This is a genomic window from Nostoc sp. FACHB-133 (assembly GCF_014698055.1).
In the GTDB taxonomy this organism is placed as follows: domain Bacteria; phylum Cyanobacteriota; class Cyanobacteriia; order Cyanobacteriales; family Nostocaceae; genus Nostoc.
The window spans coordinates 58228-78851 of sequence record NZ_JACJSH010000005.1 but is presented as its reverse complement, the minus strand read 5'-3'; the positions used below and the strand labels follow the sequence as shown (position 1 = coordinate 78851).

The window sequence follows — 20624 nt, the reverse complement described above, 5'->3', positions numbered from 1 at the left end:
AGCGGAGCGTTTAGCCCGTTCTGAATTCTTTTTCAAGGACTAATTTTTGTTGGTTTTAGCCATGCAAAAATCTGTGGCAGTTTAAGGAACTCTGCTAAGGAGATAGATTTGTGCAGCGTGGTTGTCATAGCTGTGCAAATGCCATATTTGATTGGAATCTTAGCATTTTCTGTCCTTGGATTTTAGGAAGCAAGTCTATTCTTATTGATGTTGCTGCTTAAAGTCAGTTAATATTTGTTGAATTTCTTCTGCTGAGATGTCTTCTTGTTCAGATTTTGAGTATATGGTTACTAAAATAATATTTGTATCTGTTTTTAAATAATAAATTACTCAATACCCACCACTTTTACCTTTTTGAACATCACTATTTTTGACCCGTAGCTTAAAAATTGTATATCCAACTCCGGGTATTTTGTCTCCTGGTAATTCTCCTGATTGCAGTTGTTCTATTATTGGTTGAATATCATTACTAATATTTCGTTACTTTTTGGCTAAGATACGCAGATTACGTTTAAATTTAGCAGTGGCTTCGACTTGAATCAAAGGTAGTTCACTCTGCATCAATACCTTCCCACAGTTGAGATACAGGTACAGTATTTTCAGTCATGGCATCGTACCAACCTTGACGAAAACTTTCACCGGCAGACTCAATAAGTTCATCATTCTCTTCATTCTCTTCCGTGATTAAGACAATGACTCGGACGCGGCTGTGTTTTGCTATAGTCAACGGCTTGTCTAAAGAAATTTGACCCCATTCGTTCACGGTTCCCTTGACTTCAATTGCTTTCATTGTCGTGAATCTGAGTTGTGCTGTTAATAGTATAGGACTTGCATATATAAGTTTTGCTTAAGCTGTGGTAACGATCGCATAAGCATTTGCCACAAATAGATAAGCCCTGGTAACAAAACAACTTCATTGATAAGCTTTGCTTAAGCGTTGTTAACGATTGCATAAGCGTTTGCGATAAATAGATAAGCGTTCTTAACAAAACAACTTAATTGATAAGTTTTGTTTAAGCGTTGTGAACGAAGACATAAGTTTTGTCACAAAAACACAAGCATTCTGGACGAAACAACTTGTGTTCTGGACGAAAAGACAAGTTTTCTGTAACAACGGATAAGCATTCTGGACGAAACAACTTGTGTTGTGAACGAACGGACAAGTTTTCTGTAATAACGGATAAGCATTCTGAACCAAACAACTTGTGTTGTGAACGAACGGACAAGTTTTCTGTAATAACGGATAAGCATTCTGAACCAAACAACTTGTGTTGTGAACGATCGCACAAGTTCTGGTGACTAAAACAACTTTATTCTTAACGTCCGCTTCTGTTTTGGTAACAAATTGACAAGCTGTTGCGATCGCGGGAACTTTATTTGTAACGTCGCTGCCGCAAAAGTACTCAAATTATTCTTGTGAAGAGAATTTTTTTTAAGCTTCGCATCGCACGAGTAGCAACATTATGCTGATGCCAAGCTTGATGAAAATCAGGGTAAGGCATATTCTGGGCGCATTTCCACAAAACACTGTAGGAATTACCATCAAATTGCTGATAAGCAATTAAAACATTGACTACCTCAAAGCGATCCTGATTATTATGTAGAATTTCGCTCAAGCTAGATGCTACAAACATACGGGTGATGTAATCCTTAATATTTGATTGCAACAGTTGTACCAAAGCTTTAATCGCAATTGTATTACCAGGGTCTATAATCCCTAAGCTTTTTGCAGCCTGCCTATGTGTGTCATGATCTACATTATTTGATTGCAGCAGTTTTACTAGAGCTGCGATCGCCAGTTTATCGTTTATGCCCATTTCCCCTAAGTTTGATGCTGCCTCCTTACGTATAGAGTCAGACACATCTTTTAATTGCAGCAGTTGTACCAAGGCTGCAATCGCAATTTTATTGCCAGGGTTGATAATCCCTAAGCATTCTGCTACCTGTCTAACTATGTCATAATTCATATTATTTGATTCAAGCAGTTGTACTAAAGCTGTGATTGCCATTTCATTGCCAGGGTCGATAGTCTTTAAACTATATGCTGCCCGCCTACGTATGTCGTAATCCACATATTTATATCTAAAATCTTGATTTGATTGAAGCAGTTGTACTAAGGCTGCAATCGCCATTTCATTGCCAAGGTCGATTTTACCTAAGCTCTTTGCTGCATAAATACGGGTGTCCTCATGCAAATCTTTTGATTGCAGCAGTTGTACTAAGGCTGCGATCGCAGTTTGATTGCCAGGGTCGATAATCCCTAAGCTTTCTGCCGCTTGTATACCAATGGAGTTAGACACATCTTTTGATTGCAGCAGTTTTACCAAGGCTATGATCGCAATTTGATTACCAGGGTCAATAGTCCCTAAACTTTTTGCTGCCTGCTTACAGGTGTAGTGATCGACATCAGGTGATTGCAGCAGTTGTACCAAGGCTCTGATTCCCATTTCATGGTCTGTGCCGATTTTCCCTAAGCTTTCTGCTGCCGCTCTACGGGTGTAGTCATGCACATCTTCCGATTGCAGCAGTTGTACCAAGGCTATGATCGCCATTTCATTGCCTGTGGCGATTTTACCTAAGCTTTTTGCTGCCTTACTGCGAGTTTCGTCAAGTACATCTTCGGATTGCAGGAATTTTACCAAGGCAGCGATTGCCATTTGATTGCCTGTGCCTATTTCCCCTAAGCTATAAGCTGCATTACTATGGTTGTCCTTATCCACATCATTTGATTGCAGGAGTTGCACCAAGGCAATAATCGCCATTTCGTTGCCTGTGCCTATTTCCACTAAACTTTTTTCTACTTGCCAACGGATGTGGACAGGCACATCATCTGACTGTAGTAGTCGCACTAAGGCTGCAATTGCTTTTTTACGGTCTGTCTGTTGCAGTGCTGACTTAGCTTCCTTTTCAATTGGATAGGGAAATTGTATCCACTCTTGTTTTTTGGTGTAGAAATGACCAAAGCACCACTTGATAATTTGCACTATTATTTCATCGGCTCTAGAATCATCTCTAAACTCTGCAATTCCTGCGGCTGCTAAAAAATAGGCGCGATATTCATAAAATCCTTTATAGAAATCGTCTATGTTCCAACATTCATCTTTAAAATTGACTAAAGCATCAATAAACTCTTGCTTTTGCTGTTTGAGATTTTCTTCTTCTCGCCCTAACCACAGTAATATTGTTTGCTTCCATTGCGGTTCAAAGATGCGATAAGTTCCTTGACTGGGATTTTTTGGAACGTGGTTGAGAAAGAAATGCCAATCATCAATTGCTTTAGCAGCAAAGTATTCTTGAAATGAGGCATGAAAGAAAGCGTAAACAGGTTTTCTCAGTTCATCTATCCCTATACTGTTCAGCCAGCCACGATTTAGTGCCAATTTCAGCAGTGATTTTTCATCATCAACATCCCCTAAAAATTGATTAACAAAATCTTGCTGCAAGCGAAACCGGGTTGCTTCTCTGTGTATTGCTGCTTTAGCTAATTTCCCCAATTTCACGTTGAGTTTCTGACGCTGATGAGAGTTTGTAGCAAATTCGTCTTTCTTCCACTTGTAAAAGTCATCAACAAATTGCTGATAAAGTCCGGCTTGAGTATCTGGTAATTTGCCATCTCCTGATTGCCAATTGAAGCACAGCAGTGTCAACCGCAGAGGATTTTTGACTAAATCTTGAATCCGTTCTTTACCTGATTCTTTCAAGGCAGTACATAACTGCTTCCCCGTTTTGGGAATAGCAGTGAACCATTTGTGAATAAATTTCTCTACTTCTTCTGGATCAAAAAAACCTAAACTGCAATAGGTATCAAAATCATCAAGTGCATTAATGCTGCCATCCCAGAGATTAACTCGACAGGTCAGTACAATTCGCGCTTGAGAAATTAATCCTCCTTCACGGAATTGTCGGGCAATTTCTGTTAGAGGATTACCTGAAGATGCAGACATTTCATCTAACCCATCTAGCAGCAGCCACACATTATTTTGATTAAACTGAGCAACAAAATTATCCTTTAGTTGCTTAGTGGTTTCAGCTTTACCTATTTTCTCAGCCACCTGAGTCAACCAAGTTTCAAACAGATAAGCTTTTAATTCCTGACCTCGCAAATCTGCTAAGGATACCCAAATGACAATCGACTGGTCAATCTTACGAAATACCCAATCAGCAATCTGTTGTAACAGTGTTGTCTTTCCTGCTCCTGGTTCGCCAATAATTGCAATTCGCTTACCTTTACTTTTAGGAGTGTTCTTCTGTTTGAGAACTTCTTCAAGAAAAGCACCATGCTCAAATGTTTTGGTAATTTCTGTCTCTTTGTACAGTTCTGACCCCTGTTCTGGAGAAACATCACCCTGACGTTTAGATTGTTTTTTACGCTCAATTAATCCCAGTGGTACGTAAACATCATCAACTTGCAGAGCGACCCCTTCAGTTAATGTCAGAGGATTTGTAGTCAGCTTTTGCCGTCCTACCAGCATTTCACGGCAGATTTCACGCCAGTAATCGGGAGTTAACTTTGTCCCATCTTCCCCTTGAGACGGCTGTAGTCAAAAGGTGAAGTTATTAGTTTGGTTATTTATCTGTCCTTGATTTACAACCCCAATTTTTTCTGCTAGCTGCGTCAGATTTTGAATGGTTGGCTGTTGAGACTTGAGGGTATTTTCGATTTCTTGAATTTTTTGAGTGAGTTTTGGTTCTGCTTTTGCTGCTGCTTCCACTTCAACAACTGCTTGAGCAATTTCTGGGTCTGCATCTGCTGCTGCTTTTAGTTCCAGCACTGCTTGACCATAATCTAAAGGCTGCTGTTCATTTCCCTCAACAGCAGTGGTGAATAATGGCGATTTATTCTTCCGGCGGAGTAATCCGATTAACTTGCTACCTAGCGTCCATGTAGCATCACCAAGGTTTTCGCCGATTTTTTCCTGTGCTTTAGTCCAAAGCGTAGTTGCGATCGCAGTAGCAACAGCCGTCAGTGTTACAGTAACCATAAATTCACTACAAACTGAGTTGATGTAGAGATTATTTCAATTGACACAAATAGTATCACGAAAAAGCTAGGCGATTATTAGTGATATCAATAAATACAGTTCAGATAAAACCAAAACAATTGTAGAGACGGCGATTTATCGCATCTCAAAACCCCAAGCGTATTGTGATATAAATTCAGTCTTTTAACCCGCGCAGGTGGTCACTGAGCTTGTCGTACCACTTCGTGGAAGCAAGCTACGCGCAGCGTCTCGTAGAGAAGTGCGGGTTTTGTCTGTGCAGCCACCATTTCTAATCGCTAGGATACTAATTTAATTAATCATTGCAATACATCCTTGGGTAAAGACGCGATGAATCGCGTCTCTACAAATGGTCTTTTTGTCGCATTCTTGTTTCAAGTTATGAATTATCAATTAGAAGCTGCCTTTTCTCCAACATTACGAATTATTTCCTCCAGCGTTTGCAATAATTCTTGCTCGTTATAAGGTTTAGAAAAGTAAGCCCGCGCCCCCAATTGCATAGCTAGTTGCCGATGTTTATTGCTACTACGAGAAGTCAACATTGCAACTGGAATATTTTTTGTATCAACGTCTGAATTTACCTTACCCAAAAAGCCATAACCATCAAGACGAGGCATTTCAATATCACAAATTACTGCCTCAACTCTCAATCCACTATGGAGTTTTTCTAAAGCATCTTGACCGTCTTTAGCTTGCTCTACTTGATACCCTCCCTTTTCAAGGGTCAGGGCTAAAAAGCGGCGAACGTTAATTGAGTCATCTACGATTAAAATTGTGCCTTTCTGCTTAACAGATGCTGCTGATATTTTGTTTTCATCAAATATCAAGAACGGTGTTTTTAACCTTGCTGATGGTAATTGAATACCTTTAGGAGTCCGGCGATTTGTAGCAATCCAATAGAGCAATTCATTGACATTAACGAGTGGCACTACTCGACCATCACCGAGAATTGTGCAGTTGCTGAAGCCTTCCGGTAAAGGTATATTTCCCTCAACTTGGCGAATAGCAACTTCTTGTTCACCCCAGCAACGGTCTATTTGGATTGCTACTGGCTGATTATTCCCTTTGACTACTAATACACTGTTAGCATTAATTGCTGCCGGAGTCTCTAATTCTGAAGTATCGTAGCGCAGACAATTAAACTCTAAATAGGGAGTCAGGCGAATCAGTGGCAGCATGGTTCCTTGCCAATTTAGAACTTCGCTACCTGCCATTTGAAAAACTCTCTCGTGTTGGAGTAAGAATATTTCTGAAATGACATCTGTAGGAAATGCCAACAGCATTTTGTTGATTTCTACCAGCAGAACTCGCGCAACGGAAAGTGTAAATGGTACTGATAGAGTAAAGGTAGTACCAACTCCTGGTTCGGTATCAACTTTCACATCTCCTCGAATCAGTTTAAGATTGTTACGAACTACATCCATGCCGACACCTCGACCAGATAATGCCGTAACTTGCTCGGAGGTGGTAAAACCTGGTTCAAAAATCAGTGATAAGAGTTCTTCATCACTAGCATTAGCGAGTAGAGAAGCATCCAATCCCATAGCTAAAGCGCGGGTGCGAATTTTCTCTAGAGAAATGCCCCAACCATCATCTCGGATGGTAATCAGGGTGCGATTACTGCGGTGACTAGCTGTAATTTCAATCAATCCTTGTTCTGGTTTACCTAAAAGGCGACGAGTGCCAGAGTCTTCGATGCCATGATCGAAAGCATTCCTTAAGAGATGCATTAAAGGTTCGTTTAATGTTTCTAAAATGCTGCGTTCAATTAAAGTATTGCCACCTTCAATTTTTAACTGAACATTTTTCCCATACTCTACATTTAAATCGCGCAAGGCTCTAGGAAAACGTTCGGTCAAATCGGACAGTGGCCGCATTCGGATGTGATTTAACTTTGTCTGTAACTGTTTGGATGTTTTGTTAATTTTACGAGCGATTTGGTCTGTATCATCTACACTGAGTTGCACATCAGTTGTAACTTCCTGTACCTGAACAATGGTTTCCATAACTTCCTGCGATCGCAGGTTTAAATCGTTATAGCGATCCATTTCTAAAGCATCAAATTCTCTGTCTGTGCCTTGTACTTGGTAGCCATCTTCAGCTTGTACCCGTAGCCCAGCAGCTTGAGTAGAAATTTTGTCATAAGCTATACGCAAATCCTGGTTTTCTCGGTCGAGAACTTGTACTCGCTGATTCAGATTACGAACGAGTTTGCGTAATCTTTCTAGTTGCGAGTTTAAGCCATTTCGCTGAACAATCAGTTCACCAAATAAATCATTAATTTGCTCTAGTTGTTTACTGGGAACTCGAACGCTGTTTTCATGAATTTCCCGATCTTTAACAACGCCATTTGACTCTCCTTTTCCTTCGCTAGATTTAGCATCGGCAGGATTATTTTCTCTAGCAAATATGGGATTTTGTTCTGTAACATTGATAGAGTTAACATCATCTGCAAATTCTGCATCTACAAATGTAAAATTAGCAGCGATACCTGCGCTAGGCTGCGCCAACGCTTCATCATTAGTCCAATTTTCTCTAGTGTTTTCTGGCTGCCAAACAGGTGTTGGCACTGCTTCTGGCTCGACAATATCTATGTGTGCGGGGGGAAGCTGTAGTATTACTTCTGCTGCTGGTAATAGTAGCGGTGATTGCGTATAACTAGCAAAATCAAGTTCTGTAGGTAAGTTATCTAGTTGATTTATCAGCACCAAAGCTTGCGATCGCCGCCATGCTTGCAATGCTAATTGGGCAATTTCGGGAATGCGCGAACTGCTAACCGTTTCCAATTGCTGCGTTACTGACTCACAAAGCTTGGTAAAAGATGCCAACTGGAGCATTTCACCCAAACCGCCCAATTCAGCTGCCATAATCACAACTTCTTCATGCAAACCAGGCTGTTCGCTATCTGCCAAGATAGATTCTAAACGCTGCAAACACTCTTCTACTTCTGTGGCAAATAGCAAGGGGATAACGTCTTGCCCATCCTCTGGGGATAGCATAGATGAGGCATCCTCTGGGGTGGGGTCGCCCAAGCGATCGTGCAACTCATCAAAAACTGGGTAACAAAAGGTTGCTAACCACGCATCTTCAACAACATTTCCTTCTGCAAGCAATTCGACAATCTGACGCAGCCAATCAACTCCAGATAGCAATAAACTTTGCAACTGGGTGTCAATTTCTAGAGAATTTTTTTTCGTTTTTAAAACTTTAAAGGAATCTTCCAAACGATGGGATAAATGACTTAGCGATTTAAATCCCATCATCCCCGCGCCACCTTTAATGGAATGAGCGGCTCGGAGTGCAGCATTAATTTTCTCTAAATCAATCCGGTTAGTAGTATCAATTTCTAGCAATACTCCTTCTAAGGTATTTAAGTAATCAGTTGCTTCTTCCAGAAACTGCATCTGGATTTCTAATTCTTTGTCTTGTAACATGGTTTTTGTCCTTAGTTATTGGTCATTAGTCATTGGTCATTAGTCATTGGTCATTGGTCATTGGTCATTGGTCATTGGTCATTGATCATTAGTAAAATGACAACGGACAAATGACAACGGACAACGGACAAATGACAACAGACAACGGACAAATGACAAACTTAACTAACTTTGAAAGCCTCAACAGTCTCTTGTAACTGTTGAGAAATCTCCACCGTTTGTTGTAGAGATTCGGAAACTTGACGAGAAGAATCACTGGTGCGTTGTGATATAGCAGCAATATCTTTCATCAATTGGCTAACACTTTGTGATGTTTCAACTTGAGATGCAGTTGCAGTGGAAATCGACTGTACTAAGGAGTCAATTTGACGCGATACATCCAAAATTTCACTCAGGCTTTGTTTAGCCTCCTCCACAATTAGAGTCCCTTCCACCACTTGGGTAGTGCCTATTTCCATCGCCTGAACCACTTCACTGGTTTCTCGTTGGATATTTTCAACAATTTGTTCAATTTCTTGGGTTGCTGCGGCACTCCTGACTGCTAATTCGCCAACTTCTTCAGCAACTACGGCAAAGCCTTGACCTTCTTCACCTGCACGCGCTGCTTCAATGCCGGCGTTAATGGCTAATAAGTTAGTTTGAATGGCGATTTGGTTAATCAAGGAAACTACACGGGAAATTTGTTGCGAAGATTCTCCCAAACGTTTCACTTTCTTAGCAGTTTCACCCACAGTTTCCCTTAAAGACAGGATATTTTGTACTGTCAAATCCATCGCGTGTCCACTCTTGGTAGCAGTGTTAGCGGCATGATTGGCAACGAAAGCAGCTTTTTCGGCGCTTTCGGCTACAGCTTTCATGGATTGGGTCATTTGGTCAACAGCATCTAAGGTGCGGTTGATTTCGGCAGCTTGCGTAAGTGCTTCTTCTGCTAAATGGCGCATTGCTCCTTCGTTAGAACCAATGGCAGTATTAACGTGGGTGGCAGCTTTTTGAACTTGGGTAACAATATCGCGGAGACTTTCGACAATTGAGTTGAAAAAGTCGGCAACAGTGCCGATTTCTCCAGCCGTCACGTCTGCACGTACTGTCAAGTCGCCTCTGGCTGCACCTTCTACGTCATTGAGTAGTTCTAAAAGTTGTTGTTGCAGTGTTTCTTTTTGATGCCGTTCATCGTCAGAATCGGTGACTCCAATATTCCTAACTTGTTCTATCTCCTCTAATAACTTGGCTTGTTCTAAGGCATAGCCGACTTGAGTTGCTATCTGTTGAAATAAGTCAATTTCCGGCTGTTGCCAAACACGGACAGTTTCACAATGATGAGCAATTAATAAGCCTAAAAGTTTTTCTTGAGCAAGAATTGGTACAACCAAATTACCTTTGACGGCAAATTTTTCTAATAGTCGAATGTAACTGTTGGCATTTTTCAGACTTTGGTCTTGATGAATATCTGCAACTGCTTGCACCTGTCCATCACGCTCGGTTTCTATATAACGTTCCCGAAAATAAGGATCGTCGATTTTCACTCCAAGCATTTCCGGCCAATTACCAGTTACCGATTCGGCAACAACAACGCCATCCCGATTATCTGGATTCAGACTATAAATTATTACCCGGTCTGTTTTTAGAACTTGCTGAACTTCTTTCACTGCTGCGTGATAAATATCTTCAGTTTTCAGACTTTTCCGAATTCGTAGAGTAATATCTGCTAGTAATTTTGCCCCTTCAACGTCTACTTCCTGTTCTTTAACTAAGACCTGCAATTGTTCGGCCATCAGGTTGATATTTGCACTCAATACCCCTAATTCGTCTTCTCTTTCAATTTCCACACGGGTATTGAATTTACCTTGACCAAGCTTTGCTAATGCCGCAGTTGCAGTGAGAATTGGCAGTGTAGTAAGTTTAGCTAACCAAGATGCGATCGCACCTACAATCAATGCTGTCAGTGCTGTACCAACAGCTATAGTCCACAACAATTGTCTTTGCGGCTCAAATACAGTTGCAGTGTCTGTGGACAAAAGCACTTGCCAGTTTAAATCAGGTAAGCCATCTAGCTTGATAGCTGGTACGTAGCTGACTAATTTTTGTTTTTTGTCAGTTTTAGGAACATCTATAAAACTATCTACCTTCTTTGCTGTCAGCAGTTTAGGTAAATTAGCATACTCTCCCTTTGCCTCTTTCCCCAATAATCCCTTTTGGGGACTCAAGAAAACTCTTCCTGAAGCATCAAGCAACTGGTATTGTTGTCCATTGGCTACGTAGTTTTTGATGACTTCTTCTAAGGATGTTACAGGCAGCCGCGCTCTTACTACGCCAATGGTTTGGCCTGTCCTTTTCTCTTTCACAGGTGCAGCTATATAAATACTCACTACACCAGTATTTTTTACTGCTTCCGGTTTACTGATGACAGGAGTATCTTTTTGTAAAGCGTCTTGAAAGTAGGTAAGGTCTTTTTGATTATCCAGAGGTTCGCCTGTGGATTGGACAATTAAATTACCTTGACGATCAAAAACAGCCACGCTGTCATAAGCTTTGTAAGCTTCGACAATTCGATCTAAAACTGCTTGTTTCTGTGAATTGCTGGTACTACCTTGGGGACTTGTCAAAAAAGGCAAACTTGATATTACCTGAATATCCCCGTATCGTCCCAACATGAAGCGGTTAATTTTATCACTTAAACCAGTTGCTTCAGCTTGTTGAGACTGGGTAATTTGCTTAGTAATAGACTTGTTCGCAAACGTAAAAGCGATCGCACCAATGCCTAATACTGGTATTGTACCGATTGCGATCGCTAAAATAGTCGCCTTCTTAGCCAATCCGAGTTTTGTAAAAAAGGCAAAAGCCTGATTTAGCGAAGAATTATTAGCAGTTTTGCTAGTATTCTTAGTTGGTAGCTTTATGACACCACTAGTTATTTTTTGGGATGAAATCAGCGACGCTCTATTTTGAGCGCTGCTACCTTGATTTGTGTTGGTTTTATTAAACATAAAAATACTTTTCCTAACTATGTGAATAAAAACACTAAAAATCCTTTTTAGTAGTACATTTTAATCACCACGGAGAATAGAAGACTGCCCAATTGCCTGTGCATCTAATACCAGCAAGATTTCTTCTTGTTGGACAACGCAGCCACATAAATAAGGAACTAAACTGGATGCCACTTGTCCTATAGGAGAATGAATTTCATCAGCAATGAACTTAGTTGTACCTTTTATTTCTTGCACAACTAAACCTAGCACCAATGATTCTACTTGGATAACGATCGTACTGTATTGCCGCAGTCGATAATCTAGAGATTCTAAATTGAGCATTCTTGGTAAATCAACTACCCAAATTATCCGACTCCGCCAATTCATTAACCCTAATATGCAGGTGGGCATATTAGGCATTGAGGTTACAGATTCAATAGGTACAAGAATTGCTTCTTGCGTATGCTTCATTGATAAAACAGCAGCAGTCTGCTGATTTAGCTGAAACTTTAGATAACTGTCTGCTAAATTATTTTGATTTGGTTTTAAAGGAAGTGTAATGTTTGTACTAGTCATTGATTCAAATTACCACTGATTTAATAGTACGTAGGAGATGTTCGCGGGTGTAAGGTTTAGTTATGTAGGCATCTGCACCTTGTCTCATTGCCCATAAACGGTCAATTTCTTGGTTTTTAGAACTACAAATCACAATCGGCACTTTTGCAGTAATCGGATTTCTTCTCAGAGAGCGACACAATTCAAATCCGCTCATCTCTGGCATTACTACATCAGTAACGATCGCATCTGGTTTTTCTAACACAGCTTTTTCTAAACCCTCTTTTGCACCACTTGCTTTAATTACGTTGTAACCACTCTCTTTAAGATAATGGCTCATTAATTCCAATTCACTGGGAGAATCTTCTACAATCAGAATTGTGCCAAGTAAAGTCAGACTCACTATATAAATCTCCTAAAAAATAACTTAAGGCGATTAAATTTGCTTATAGTTATTGGTTACTAGTAAAATTAACCAAGATGTTTAAAAACCATTTTTAGCAATTCTGATTGTGTAAAAGGCTTAGTCAAATATCCTGAAGACCTAACCATTTTCGCTTTTGCCCTGTCGATAAATCCTGTTCTACCAGTCACCATAATGATAGGTGTGTGTTTAAAAGCTGAATGTTTTCGTAATAAAGAACATAGCTCATAACCGTCTAAGCTCGGCATCTCAACATCTAGTAAAATCAGATCGGGCTTACTCCGCAAAATTTGCATTAAAGCCTTCACCGGATCGTTGATCATGACAACAGAAAATGTATTTTCATCCAAAAAGTGTTTAATAGAATTTAAAACTGTTTGGCTATCATCAATGCAGGCAATTGTATATAGTTTTTTGGCAGCAGGTAGTTGATTAGTTTTATTATTTTCAGGAATATCAAAAGTGATTGGTATCGGCAACTTTTGCCCAAGTTTTATTTGTAGTTGTGGCTGAACTTGAGACGGTTGTATTTTAGACAAAACTTGGGAACCCGCACCAGCCGGAATTGATGACTGGATATTTTGCCGATTTCTTAACTGTCTTTGACAGTGTTCAACAAGTAATCGCAAATCCAGGCGACAGAACTTTGGTAGTTCATCCAAAGAGCTTTCCGGGCTGAATTCATAGCTACCTTCTTTTAAACACAGAAATGATTCCAGTACTTCTTTTGCCAATTCGTCTATCAGGCTTGCTGCTTGCACAGCAGTAATATAATCCTGATTGACTAACCAACAAATAGCTTGGTAATCCGCATTGGGTATTGATTGATGTTCATTCTTCGTCTCAAACATCAGCCGCATTTGTACGCGAGTGGCGCTGTTGAGAGCAGGAATCTGCTGGCTTAAGCGTCGCAAGTGACTGTCAAGCCGCTCAAACAGTTTATCTGAATAGGAGGCATAAGTAAGTTTACCGTCCTCTAGATAAATTGACCAAGAAACTATTCCAGTAAATATGCTTAAGCACCCTGTAGCACGGCGGCTGGTTAATTGTGCCAACAGAGATAGTGGATGTAGTTTCTGGAACAACCTGTAGCTACCTATAGGAGTTGTGCTCATTTTGCTTTTACTTCAGCTAAATTCGATACGTGTTGGCTAAATTCGTATAGAGTTATTCCACAATTGAAATCAGCTAAAAAGCATCAAACTTTTGTATTTTAAAGTACATCAGTTTATATCTAGGTTTGTGGTACAACTCAACGACAGTAGCGTTATTTTCAGATGAGTAAATCTTAGTAAATTCATAAATCGTTATTAATTTACTTACTGTTACTGAGATTAATAAACATCTTGCGAGAATAAGACATAAAAATGTCAAGACTAGATGAAGCCACTTTCCATTGAGTAACCCCCATCTGACCACAGGAATAATACTGATTTTGTAGATAGTGATATATTTGAATTTATGTATTTACACTGAAGTAAGCTCTATTTTTGAAGGAGCTAAACGCTAGATGAAGCCACTTTGTATCGAGTTACTTCAACTTGACCACAGTAATAATACTGGTTTATTGATAATAATAAATTGATTTTTTATATGTTTTAGTTTCATGAACAGAGATAATAGTATGTCTTATTTCAGTGTTCATACCTCGGTGGATGCTGCAAAAGCCTTATCAGCAGAATTTACCGGAAAGTTCCAGAAAAAGTATTAGCAGCAGGATTAATAGTTTTCCATTCTATAACTGCGTCATCGTAAGAACTTTCGATGATATTGCCTGCGCTATCAATAATTTTTTTTCACAAGAAAATCAGGAATGGGATCTGTAATTTGTGCTGAGGAAATATTAGAAAATACTAAGTTGAAAAGCAAAGCTAGGCAGATACCAATTAAAAATGATGATTTATATTTCATTTATCGCGTGATTAAGGTGTTTGTCTGAATGACAACAATAAGTCACCGACAAAAAAATTAGTCACTGCGCAGTATAACTACCAGCCTAGATAAGGCAATTCAATTTATTAAAAATGCGGATAAAAGGACTTGAACCTTCACTCCTTTCGGAACTAGAACCTAAATCTAGCGCGTCTGCCAATTCCGCCATATCCGCATCAGTTTACTATCTTACCATAAGAAATTATTTTTGTGAATAGGGAATAAGGGGGACAAGGGGAAATTATTGAACAAGTCTCTTCCATGCCCCATACCCCATACCCAATTACATAACCGCAACACGAGGCAGACGATGCTTGAATCCGCAGAGAATTTCCCAAGAAATAGTGTTTAGTTGTTCTGCCCAATCGTCTGCGGAAATTTGTTCTTTTCCCTGTTCCCCTAGCAAAGTGACTACTTCGCCTTCTTGGATATTGGGTATGGCACTTACATCCAACATCAACTGATCCATCGTAATTGTGCCGATTTGCGACACTCTCTGACCGCGAATTAACACCTGCATTTTGTTAGAAAGACTGCGAGGAACACCGTCAGCATAGCCAATTCCCACAACAGCAAGGCGAAGTTCACGCGGGGCAATAAATTTATGCCCGTAGCTAACAGCAGTTCCTGCGGCAATTGTTTTAACTTGGGTGACTCGTGCTTTAAGTTGCAAAACGGGCTTGAGGTCGATCGCATTTTGTAAATGCGGTGCTGGGTAGAGTCCGTAAACAGCTAAACCTACTCGCACAATGTCGTAATGCAATGCCGGATTTGTAAGTGCGGCGGCTGAGTTTGCCAAGTGCAAGCAAGGTGGTTCAATTCCCATTGCTTTGATTTGAGCGATCGCTTCCTCAAATCGTCTATGCTGTTCTTCCATTGCCGTTGTATCAGGATCGTCTGCTGTTGCCAAATGAGAATAAATACTGGCAATCGATAGATGTGGTAGGCGCTGCACTAATTGCACAAATTCACCGGCTTGCTGCCAATTAGTTCCTAACCTAGACATACCCGTGTCTAATTTAATGTGTACGGGCACTGGGGAACCATGATTCATGGATTCCAGGATATTGGAAAAGACCAAAGCTTGTTTAGGGCTACAGAGTGTGGGCTGAAGTTTCCATTGTGCGATCGCATGAATCTGCTCTGGTGTATGAGTTGCTCCTAAAATCAAAATGGGCGCTTCAATCCCGCCTTCTCGCAATTGAATAGCTTCTGGAACTGTAGCGACTCCCAGCCAACTAGCTCCCGATTGAATTACAGTTTGGGCAACTGTCACCGCACCATGTCCATAAGCATCAGCTTTTACTACTGCCATCAACTGGGTACGCGGCGATAAAAACTGCACCAATTGCTGTACGTTGTACGACAACGCCCCCAAATCAATTTCTACCCAAGCTCGTTGCGAAAACCACGCGTAGGTGTCGCACTGCTGATTAGGAACTACACCAGGGATTTGTTTGCGACTTAACATTTGTACTGACTCCTATCCCACCACGGCTAAACTTTCAAGTTATCTATCTATACACGCTCCTAAAAGCGAGATCAGATTAAATAGGAAGTTTAACCTTCATTTTGGAAGTGATACAAGATGTTGCAGTAGTAAACTAAAAGTTAAGATTTATGAGCAGGGAGTTAGAGGTAAATCTTATAGCTCGGCTTTTTGCTGTGTTATTTGCATTAACCTACGTAAAATTATTGGTGTGATGTTAGAAGTTTTACTTCCAAACTCCTAACTCTTCACTCATAACTCTTAAGTCATAAATTAATTGCCGAATTATGCCGAAAGTATAATTTATTCTCATCTCCCTAGCAGGGTGTATTTGTGTTAACATTTATGTAAAGCTAATACCCTGAGCGCAGATAAATGGGGAAGGTTTTAGTCTTAAACGCATCTTACGAACCTCTCAATATAACGAGTTGGCGGCGTGCTGTGGTTCTGTTAATCAAGGGCAAAGCAGAACGCGTAGAACACAACGGTAAATTTTTGTACTCGGATTTTCCGTTGCCGACCGTAATCCGGTTACGTCATTACGTGCGTGTTCCTTATAAAGAAATTCCTCTAACTCGCCGAAATATATTGCACCGTGATGGTCATGCCTGTCAATACTGTGGTTACACAGGAGATGAGTTGACTCTAGACCATGTAATACCGCGATCGCGCGGCGGGGGCGATGCCTGGGAGAACATTGTGACAGCTTGTGTCCGTTGCAATGTGAAAAAAGGCAGTCGGACTCCCCATGAAGCTCACATGCCTTTACGCCATCCTCCCCGCCAACCTTATAGCAGCCTCTATTTCGAGGTCAGCAAACATCTTAAGAGTGGACTGCATACAGAGTGGCAAAAGTATGTTATAGGTCTTTGAGCAAAAACGCAGAGGAGTAGAGGATAAAAAAGAAACACCTTATTGCTTTAGGTTCAATCTAACAGCTTTATTAATGGAGTGTTGAAAAGTTGGCGGCTATATGGCTGGAAAAAAGGCGATCGCGTCTCGTAGACCGACGCAATGGTCAATGCTCAAGCCTATACACTTGTGTATATGGTTAAACTTTTCTTAGGCATCCTCTCTGAATTCTGAGACTTTCCAAAGGGGATACAAACAGGCGTTGTTAATTAAAAGTAATTGTTAATTGCTCAATAGTCATAATAATGAGATTATTGAGCATAAGAATATTTGAAAGATCAAGGACTAACCCTAAAGTATAAGATAGAAAGTATACCCTAAGTCAGATAAAAAATTCAGATAAAAATCCTGCTGATTCAATTTAAGGAAGAGAAAAAAGCTCCTCAAACAGATTTATGCTGCCAGATACAGCCCAATATACAAAAATTGCTTGTTTTCAGCACTCATATACCCTCTAGTGGAATTTAATTGATATCAAGCGATGTTACTGACAAAAAATATACTTAGATGTATAGTGCAATGTCTTGATATTTTTGCGAAGATCAAAATAATGTGGCTAAATTCAGTGAATTGCTGATCTTAGTATTTCTGAATTAAAGGAGCCTCACACTTTAAAAAAGTTCCCTATGTACTTGAATTCTCCCGTTACTCAGTTTGAGAGTTTGTCATTGACCACAGCAGAGCCAAACCCAGAGGAACCTGAAATCGAGAAAGCGCCAGTGGAAGTTTCATTTAAAAGTCCATCATTACCGCCATCGGTAGGTGACGGAGCTATATTTCTTAGTCACCGTGGTAATTCTCTGGCACAACAAAAGTCCGAAGAATTGCAAAAAACCCTTTTGGCACATCGACACGATCGCCAACTGGTAATTTTGCAAGATTTTCCTGACCCTGATGCCCTTTCTTGTGCATGGGCTTATCAGTTAATCGCCCAGCAATATGATATCAAATGCGAAATCATTTATGCTGGCGCATTGAGCCATCAAGAAAATATTGCCTTGGTAAGGCTGACTAACTTACCTATCCAACGCTGGACACCGCAAACCTTGAAAACTAAAGATTTGTCATCTTATCAAGGTTTTGTATTAATTGATAACCAGGGAACTACTTCACAGCTACTATCAGCAGTGCAGCAGGCTAAGATTCCCTTAGTGGTACTCGTTGACCATCATAGTATCCAAGGCGATCTGCAATCAGAGTTTGAAGATATCCGCCCTTATGTAAGAGCGACAGCAACAATTTTTACGCAGTATCTCCAAACGGGATTACTAGCATTAGATAGCAGCATAAATCAACACGTTAAATGTGCAACTGCCTTGATGCACGGCTTGCGATCGGATACAAATCGGTTAATGCAAGCGCAAGAAGAAGACTTTATGGCAGCTGCGTATTTAAGCCGATTTTATGATGCCCAATTGCTAAACGCCATTTTACAGGCGAACCGTTCCAAGCGGGTAATGGATGTGATCGAGCGATCGCTAAAAAATCGCATCGTTCAAAATAACTTTTCCATTGCTGGTGTTGGTTACTTACGCTACGATGACCGCGATGCCATCCCCCAAGCGGCTGATTTTCTCGTTACCGAAGAAAACGTTCACACTGCGGTAGTTTACGGCATTGTTCATGATGAAGACGATGAACTGGAAATAGTTATCGGTTCCCTGAGAACTAGCAAACTGACCCTTGACCCTGATGAATTCATCAAAGAAGCCTTTGGACAAGATAGCGCCGGGCGGTTTTTTGGCGGTGGAAGGACAAGCGCAGGCGGCTTTGAAATTCCGATGGGCTTCTTATCTGGCAGCAACGAAAATTCCGCTTATGCGAAAATGAAGTGGGAAGTATTTGACGCTCAAATTAAGCAAAAATTGCTGAGGTTGGTTAATCCTAGAGATAACCCAATTCAATCAGAATAGAGAAAGATAAAGGAGATGGAGAGAACTCCTAACTAATGCAGCAGTCAAAGTGTTTGTTCAGATAGCATCCCTTCCCGATTTTTGGTAAAAGTCGGGAATTTGGGTTTTATGACGAAGGCTGAACTAAATCAAAGTTAACTTGCGCCTACTTATTTATTTGTGAAGAAGGAGCGCCATGAAGTCTATAAAACTCCAAATCTTACAAACTCTGTATGAGCAAGATTTTTATGCTTGGGTAGAGCAGACAGCAGAGCTTTTGCGATTGAACCACTGGGACACGCTGGATTTAGAACACTTAATTGAGGAAGTGGTGGACTTGGGTAAGAGTCAACAACGGGCGTTGCAAAGTGCGTTGCGGTTAGTCTTATCGCATTTGTTGACATGGAAGTATCAGCCAGAACGTCGTAATCACAGTTGGCAAGTGCATTACCCGTGAGCGACTGAATATAGACGAATTGCTGCAAGAAAGTCCCAGCTTGATACCGAGTGGATAAATATTACCTATCAAAGAGCGCGGCGAGAGGCAATGGTGGAAACAAGTTTATCAGAAGATAAATTTGCGATCGCCTGTCCGTTTTCTGTTAATGAGATTTTAGACTTAGACTTTTATCCTAACGCTGACCAAAAATCGTAAGGTTATTTACCCTATAAGAACTGCTACGCCATACTCTCAATTGGGTAAATATACGGCTTATCTTTAGTATCCTAAATGGCTAACATCATGACAATCATGATTAGTCATTTTTATATTTGATGGAAACTATAATTTTTCTTTGCAACGGTGAAGCAGAATATTACAGTGGGAAAGGAATCATTAAAAATAGTGAACTTCCTGGCTTGATAAAATCAGAAATTTCGTCAGGACAATACTACGAAACATCTTGGAGTTGCTGGAATTCTAGATTTATACAGGTTGGAGATAGAGCTTACTTTCAGAGAAGCGGAAATATTGGCAATGAACCTAGTGGCTTTATTGCTGCTGGTCATGTTATTGCAGCACCAGAAGATGAGCAATTAAAGCTTTTAGATAGAAAACAATATTCAGATTTAAGTGCAGCATATATATCCTACGATGGGAGATGTTTTGCCGTTAATATCCAAATAGATTCAGTTGTTGACTTTGATTTTCCTCTGGAACAAAAGGATTTAAGAAGATTACCTCAATTTCAGGGAATAAATTTTCATTTTGGAGCAAGCGGACGTAGATTCAATAGCAAAGCATCTGACTTTTTAAATTCAGAATGGGAGAAGCATTCCTTAATACAACAAAGGCAAAGACGAGGAGTTAGACTTGTTGACATCTTCTTTGATAAGGGAGAGGCATTTAAGCAAAATAAGGAGTGTCAAGCTGCAATCGATAATTATAAATTAGCCTTAGAAGTTGATTCCAAATATGTCAAAGCAATTCAGAGGATAAAGACTTGTGAATCAATTTTGAACAGGGAGCCTAAAATACCGTCGGTGGAGCCGAAGCCATCGCTAGATACTAATGAACTATTACTTGCTAGAGAAGAACTTGACAAACAAAAGTTTTTCAATTTTAAAAGTGATGCCGAGGCTCGTCAAAAAATAACTGTATCAATAGTTAGGAGACAGGGGCAACAACAGTTTCGTAAGTCTTTGCTAGATGCTTATTCTAGTAAGTGTGCTATCACAAATTTTGATGCTGATGCTGCACTTGAAGCTGCCCACATTATTCCTTATATTGAAACCGAAAATAATCACCCATCAAATGGTTTGTTGTTACGTGCTGATTTACATACCTTATTTGACCTAAACCTCATTGTCATTAATCCAAAAACAATGATAGTGCATATTTCCCCTATTCTCAAAGCCACTGAATATCGAACAATTGAGGGGATAAAGTTACGCGTTCCAGAAGATAAAATTTGCCATCCCAACCAGGAGTATTTGAAACAGAGGTTTGATCAGTGTAAATGGTGTCCTACTGTTTAATAATTTAAAATCAGATCAACGAATACGTAATAATAATTAAGAC

14 protein-coding genes, 1 tRNA gene and 2 pseudogenes are annotated in these 20624 nt (G+C 40.2%); 5 read left to right on the top strand and 12 right to left on the bottom strand.

Annotated elements, in window-relative coordinates; genetic code table 11:
• Positions 1-201: 201 nt before the first annotated feature.
• The 10 genes and pseudogenes from H6G86_RS38550 to H6G86_RS06070 all read right to left on the bottom strand — a co-directional run bounded on the left by H6G86_RS38550 (position 202) and on the right by H6G86_RS06070 (position 13494).
• A pseudogene (locus H6G86_RS38550) lies at positions 202-561 on the bottom strand (type II toxin-antitoxin system RelE/ParE family toxin).
• On the bottom strand, positions 551-790 hold the full coding sequence (locus tag H6G86_RS06110; RefSeq protein WP_190933575.1) for a type II toxin-antitoxin system RelN family antitoxin: 240 nt from the start codon (positions 788-790) through the stop codon (positions 551-553). The pseudogene H6G86_RS38550 and the gene H6G86_RS06110 overlap by 11 nt, the downstream one beginning before the upstream one ends.
• 223 nt (positions 791-1013) lie before the next feature.
• Positions 1014-1289 (bottom strand): hypothetical protein, encoded by a 276-nt coding sequence (locus H6G86_RS06105; protein ID WP_190933574.1) that lies wholly within the window; start codon positions 1287-1289, stop codon positions 1014-1016.
• Between the two features lie 114 nt (positions 1290-1403).
• Entirely contained in the window at positions 1404-4472 is a 3069-nt protein-coding gene (locus tag H6G86_RS06100) for a HEAT repeat domain-containing protein (protein WP_190933573.1), read from the bottom strand.
• Positions 4473-4541: 69 nt separating this feature from the next.
• Positions 4542-4982, bottom strand: a complete 441-nt coding sequence (locus tag H6G86_RS06095; RefSeq protein ID WP_190933572.1) for a hypothetical protein — start codon at positions 4980-4982, stop codon at positions 4542-4544.
• Between the two features lie 407 nt (positions 4983-5389).
• Positions 5390-8434, bottom strand: a complete 3045-nt coding sequence (locus tag H6G86_RS06090) for a hybrid sensor histidine kinase/response regulator (RefSeq protein ID WP_190933571.1) — start codon at positions 8432-8434, stop codon at positions 5390-5392.
• Between the two features lie 161 nt (positions 8435-8595).
• The gene (locus tag H6G86_RS06085) at positions 8596-11418 is read right to left on the bottom strand and encodes a methyl-accepting chemotaxis protein (protein WP_190933570.1); all 2823 of its coding nucleotides are present in this window, start codon (positions 11416-11418) and stop codon (positions 8596-8598) included.
• A gap of 60 nt (positions 11419-11478) precedes the next feature.
• Positions 11479-11976: a chemotaxis protein CheW gene (locus H6G86_RS06080; RefSeq protein WP_190933569.1), complete on the bottom strand. Its 498-nt coding sequence runs from the start codon at positions 11974-11976 to the stop codon at positions 11479-11481.
• A 4-nt stretch (positions 11977-11980) separates the two neighbouring features.
• Entirely contained in the window at positions 11981-12358 is a 378-nt protein-coding gene (locus tag H6G86_RS06075; RefSeq protein ID WP_012411883.1) for a response regulator transcription factor, read from the bottom strand.
• 68 nt (positions 12359-12426) lie between these two features.
• Positions 12427-13494, bottom strand: a complete 1068-nt coding sequence (locus tag H6G86_RS06070; RefSeq protein ID WP_190933568.1) for a response regulator — start codon at positions 13492-13494, stop codon at positions 12427-12429.
• Positions 13495-14192: 698 nt separating this feature from the next.
• On the opposite strand from H6G86_RS06070, the gene H6G86_RS39440 reads away from it, so the two are divergent.
• Positions 14193-14318 carry a hypothetical protein gene (locus tag H6G86_RS39440; RefSeq protein ID WP_277883547.1) on the top strand — a complete coding sequence of 42 codons (126 nt, stop codon included), beginning with the start codon at positions 14193-14195 and terminating at the stop codon, positions 14316-14318.
• An 86-nt stretch (positions 14319-14404) separates the two neighbouring features.
• On the opposite strand, the gene H6G86_RS06065 is transcribed toward H6G86_RS39440, so the two are convergent.
• Together H6G86_RS06065 and alr are read right to left on the bottom strand one after the other, a co-directional pair.
• Positions 14405-14486 (bottom strand) — tRNA-Leu (locus tag H6G86_RS06065).
• Between the two features lie 108 nt (positions 14487-14594).
• On the bottom strand, positions 14595-15782 hold the full coding sequence (gene alr, locus H6G86_RS06060; protein ID WP_163928300.1) for an alanine racemase: 1188 nt from the start codon (positions 15780-15782) through the stop codon (positions 14595-14597).
• 393 nt (positions 15783-16175) lie between these two features.
• Here alr and H6G86_RS06055 point away from each other — a divergent pair, with 393 nt between their 5' ends.
• From H6G86_RS06055 to H6G86_RS06040, 4 genes and pseudogenes are all read left to right on the top strand, one after another.
• Positions 16176-16673, top strand: a complete 498-nt coding sequence (locus H6G86_RS06055) for an HNH endonuclease (RefSeq protein WP_114083489.1) — start codon at positions 16176-16178, stop codon at positions 16671-16673.
• Between the two features lie 665 nt (positions 16674-17338).
• Positions 17339-18625 (top strand): DHH family phosphoesterase, encoded by a 1287-nt coding sequence (locus H6G86_RS06050; RefSeq protein WP_190933567.1) that lies wholly within the window; start codon positions 17339-17341, stop codon positions 18623-18625.
• 175 nt (positions 18626-18800) lie between these two features.
• Positions 18801-19259, top strand: a pseudogene (locus H6G86_RS06045) (DUF29 family protein).
• A gap of 119 nt (positions 19260-19378) precedes the next feature.
• Positions 19379-20581: an HNH endonuclease gene (locus H6G86_RS06040; protein ID WP_190933566.1), complete on the top strand. Its 1203-nt coding sequence runs from the start codon at positions 19379-19381 to the stop codon at positions 20579-20581.
• Positions 20582-20624 lie beyond the last annotated feature (43 nt).

Bases quoted from the DNA above. Each gene is read 5' to 3' on its own strand.
- H6G86_RS06070 (WP_190933568.1), bottom strand. From the start codon at position 13,494: ATGAGCACAACTCCTATAGGTAGCTACAGGTTGTTCCAGAAACTACAT.
- H6G86_RS06100 (WP_190933573.1), bottom strand. From the start codon at position 4,472: ATGCTGGTAGGACGGCAAAAGCTGACTACAAATCCTCTGACATTAACT.
- H6G86_RS06055 (WP_114083489.1), top strand. From the start codon at position 16,176: ATGGGGAAGGTTTTAGTCTTAAACGCATCTTACGAACCTCTCAATATA.
- H6G86_RS06040 (WP_190933566.1), top strand. From the start codon at position 19,379: ATGGAAACTATAATTTTTCTTTGCAACGGTGAAGCAGAATATTACAGT.
- H6G86_RS06095 (WP_190933572.1), bottom strand. From the start codon at position 4,982: ATGGTTACTGTAACACTGACGGCTGTTGCTACTGCGATCGCAACTACG.
- H6G86_RS06110 (WP_190933575.1), bottom strand. From the start codon at position 790: ATGAAAGCAATTGAAGTCAAGGGAACCGTGAACGAATGGGGTCAAATT.
- H6G86_RS06050 (WP_190933567.1), top strand. From the start codon at position 17,339: ATGTACTTGAATTCTCCCGTTACTCAGTTTGAGAGTTTGTCATTGACC.
- alr (WP_163928300.1), bottom strand. From the start codon at position 15,782: ATGTTAAGTCGCAAACAAATCCCTGGTGTAGTTCCTAATCAGCAGTGC.
- H6G86_RS06080 (WP_190933569.1), bottom strand. From the start codon at position 11,976: ATGACTAGTACAAACATTACACTTCCTTTAAAACCAAATCAAAATAAT.
- H6G86_RS06090 (WP_190933571.1), bottom strand. From the start codon at position 8,434: ATGTTACAAGACAAAGAATTAGAAATCCAGATGCAGTTTCTGGAAGAA.
- H6G86_RS06085 (WP_190933570.1), bottom strand. From the start codon at position 11,418: ATGTTTAATAAAACCAACACAAATCAAGGTAGCAGCGCTCAAAATAGA.
- H6G86_RS39440 (WP_277883547.1), top strand. From the start codon at position 14,193: ATGGGATCTGTAATTTGTGCTGAGGAAATATTAGAAAATACTAAGTTG.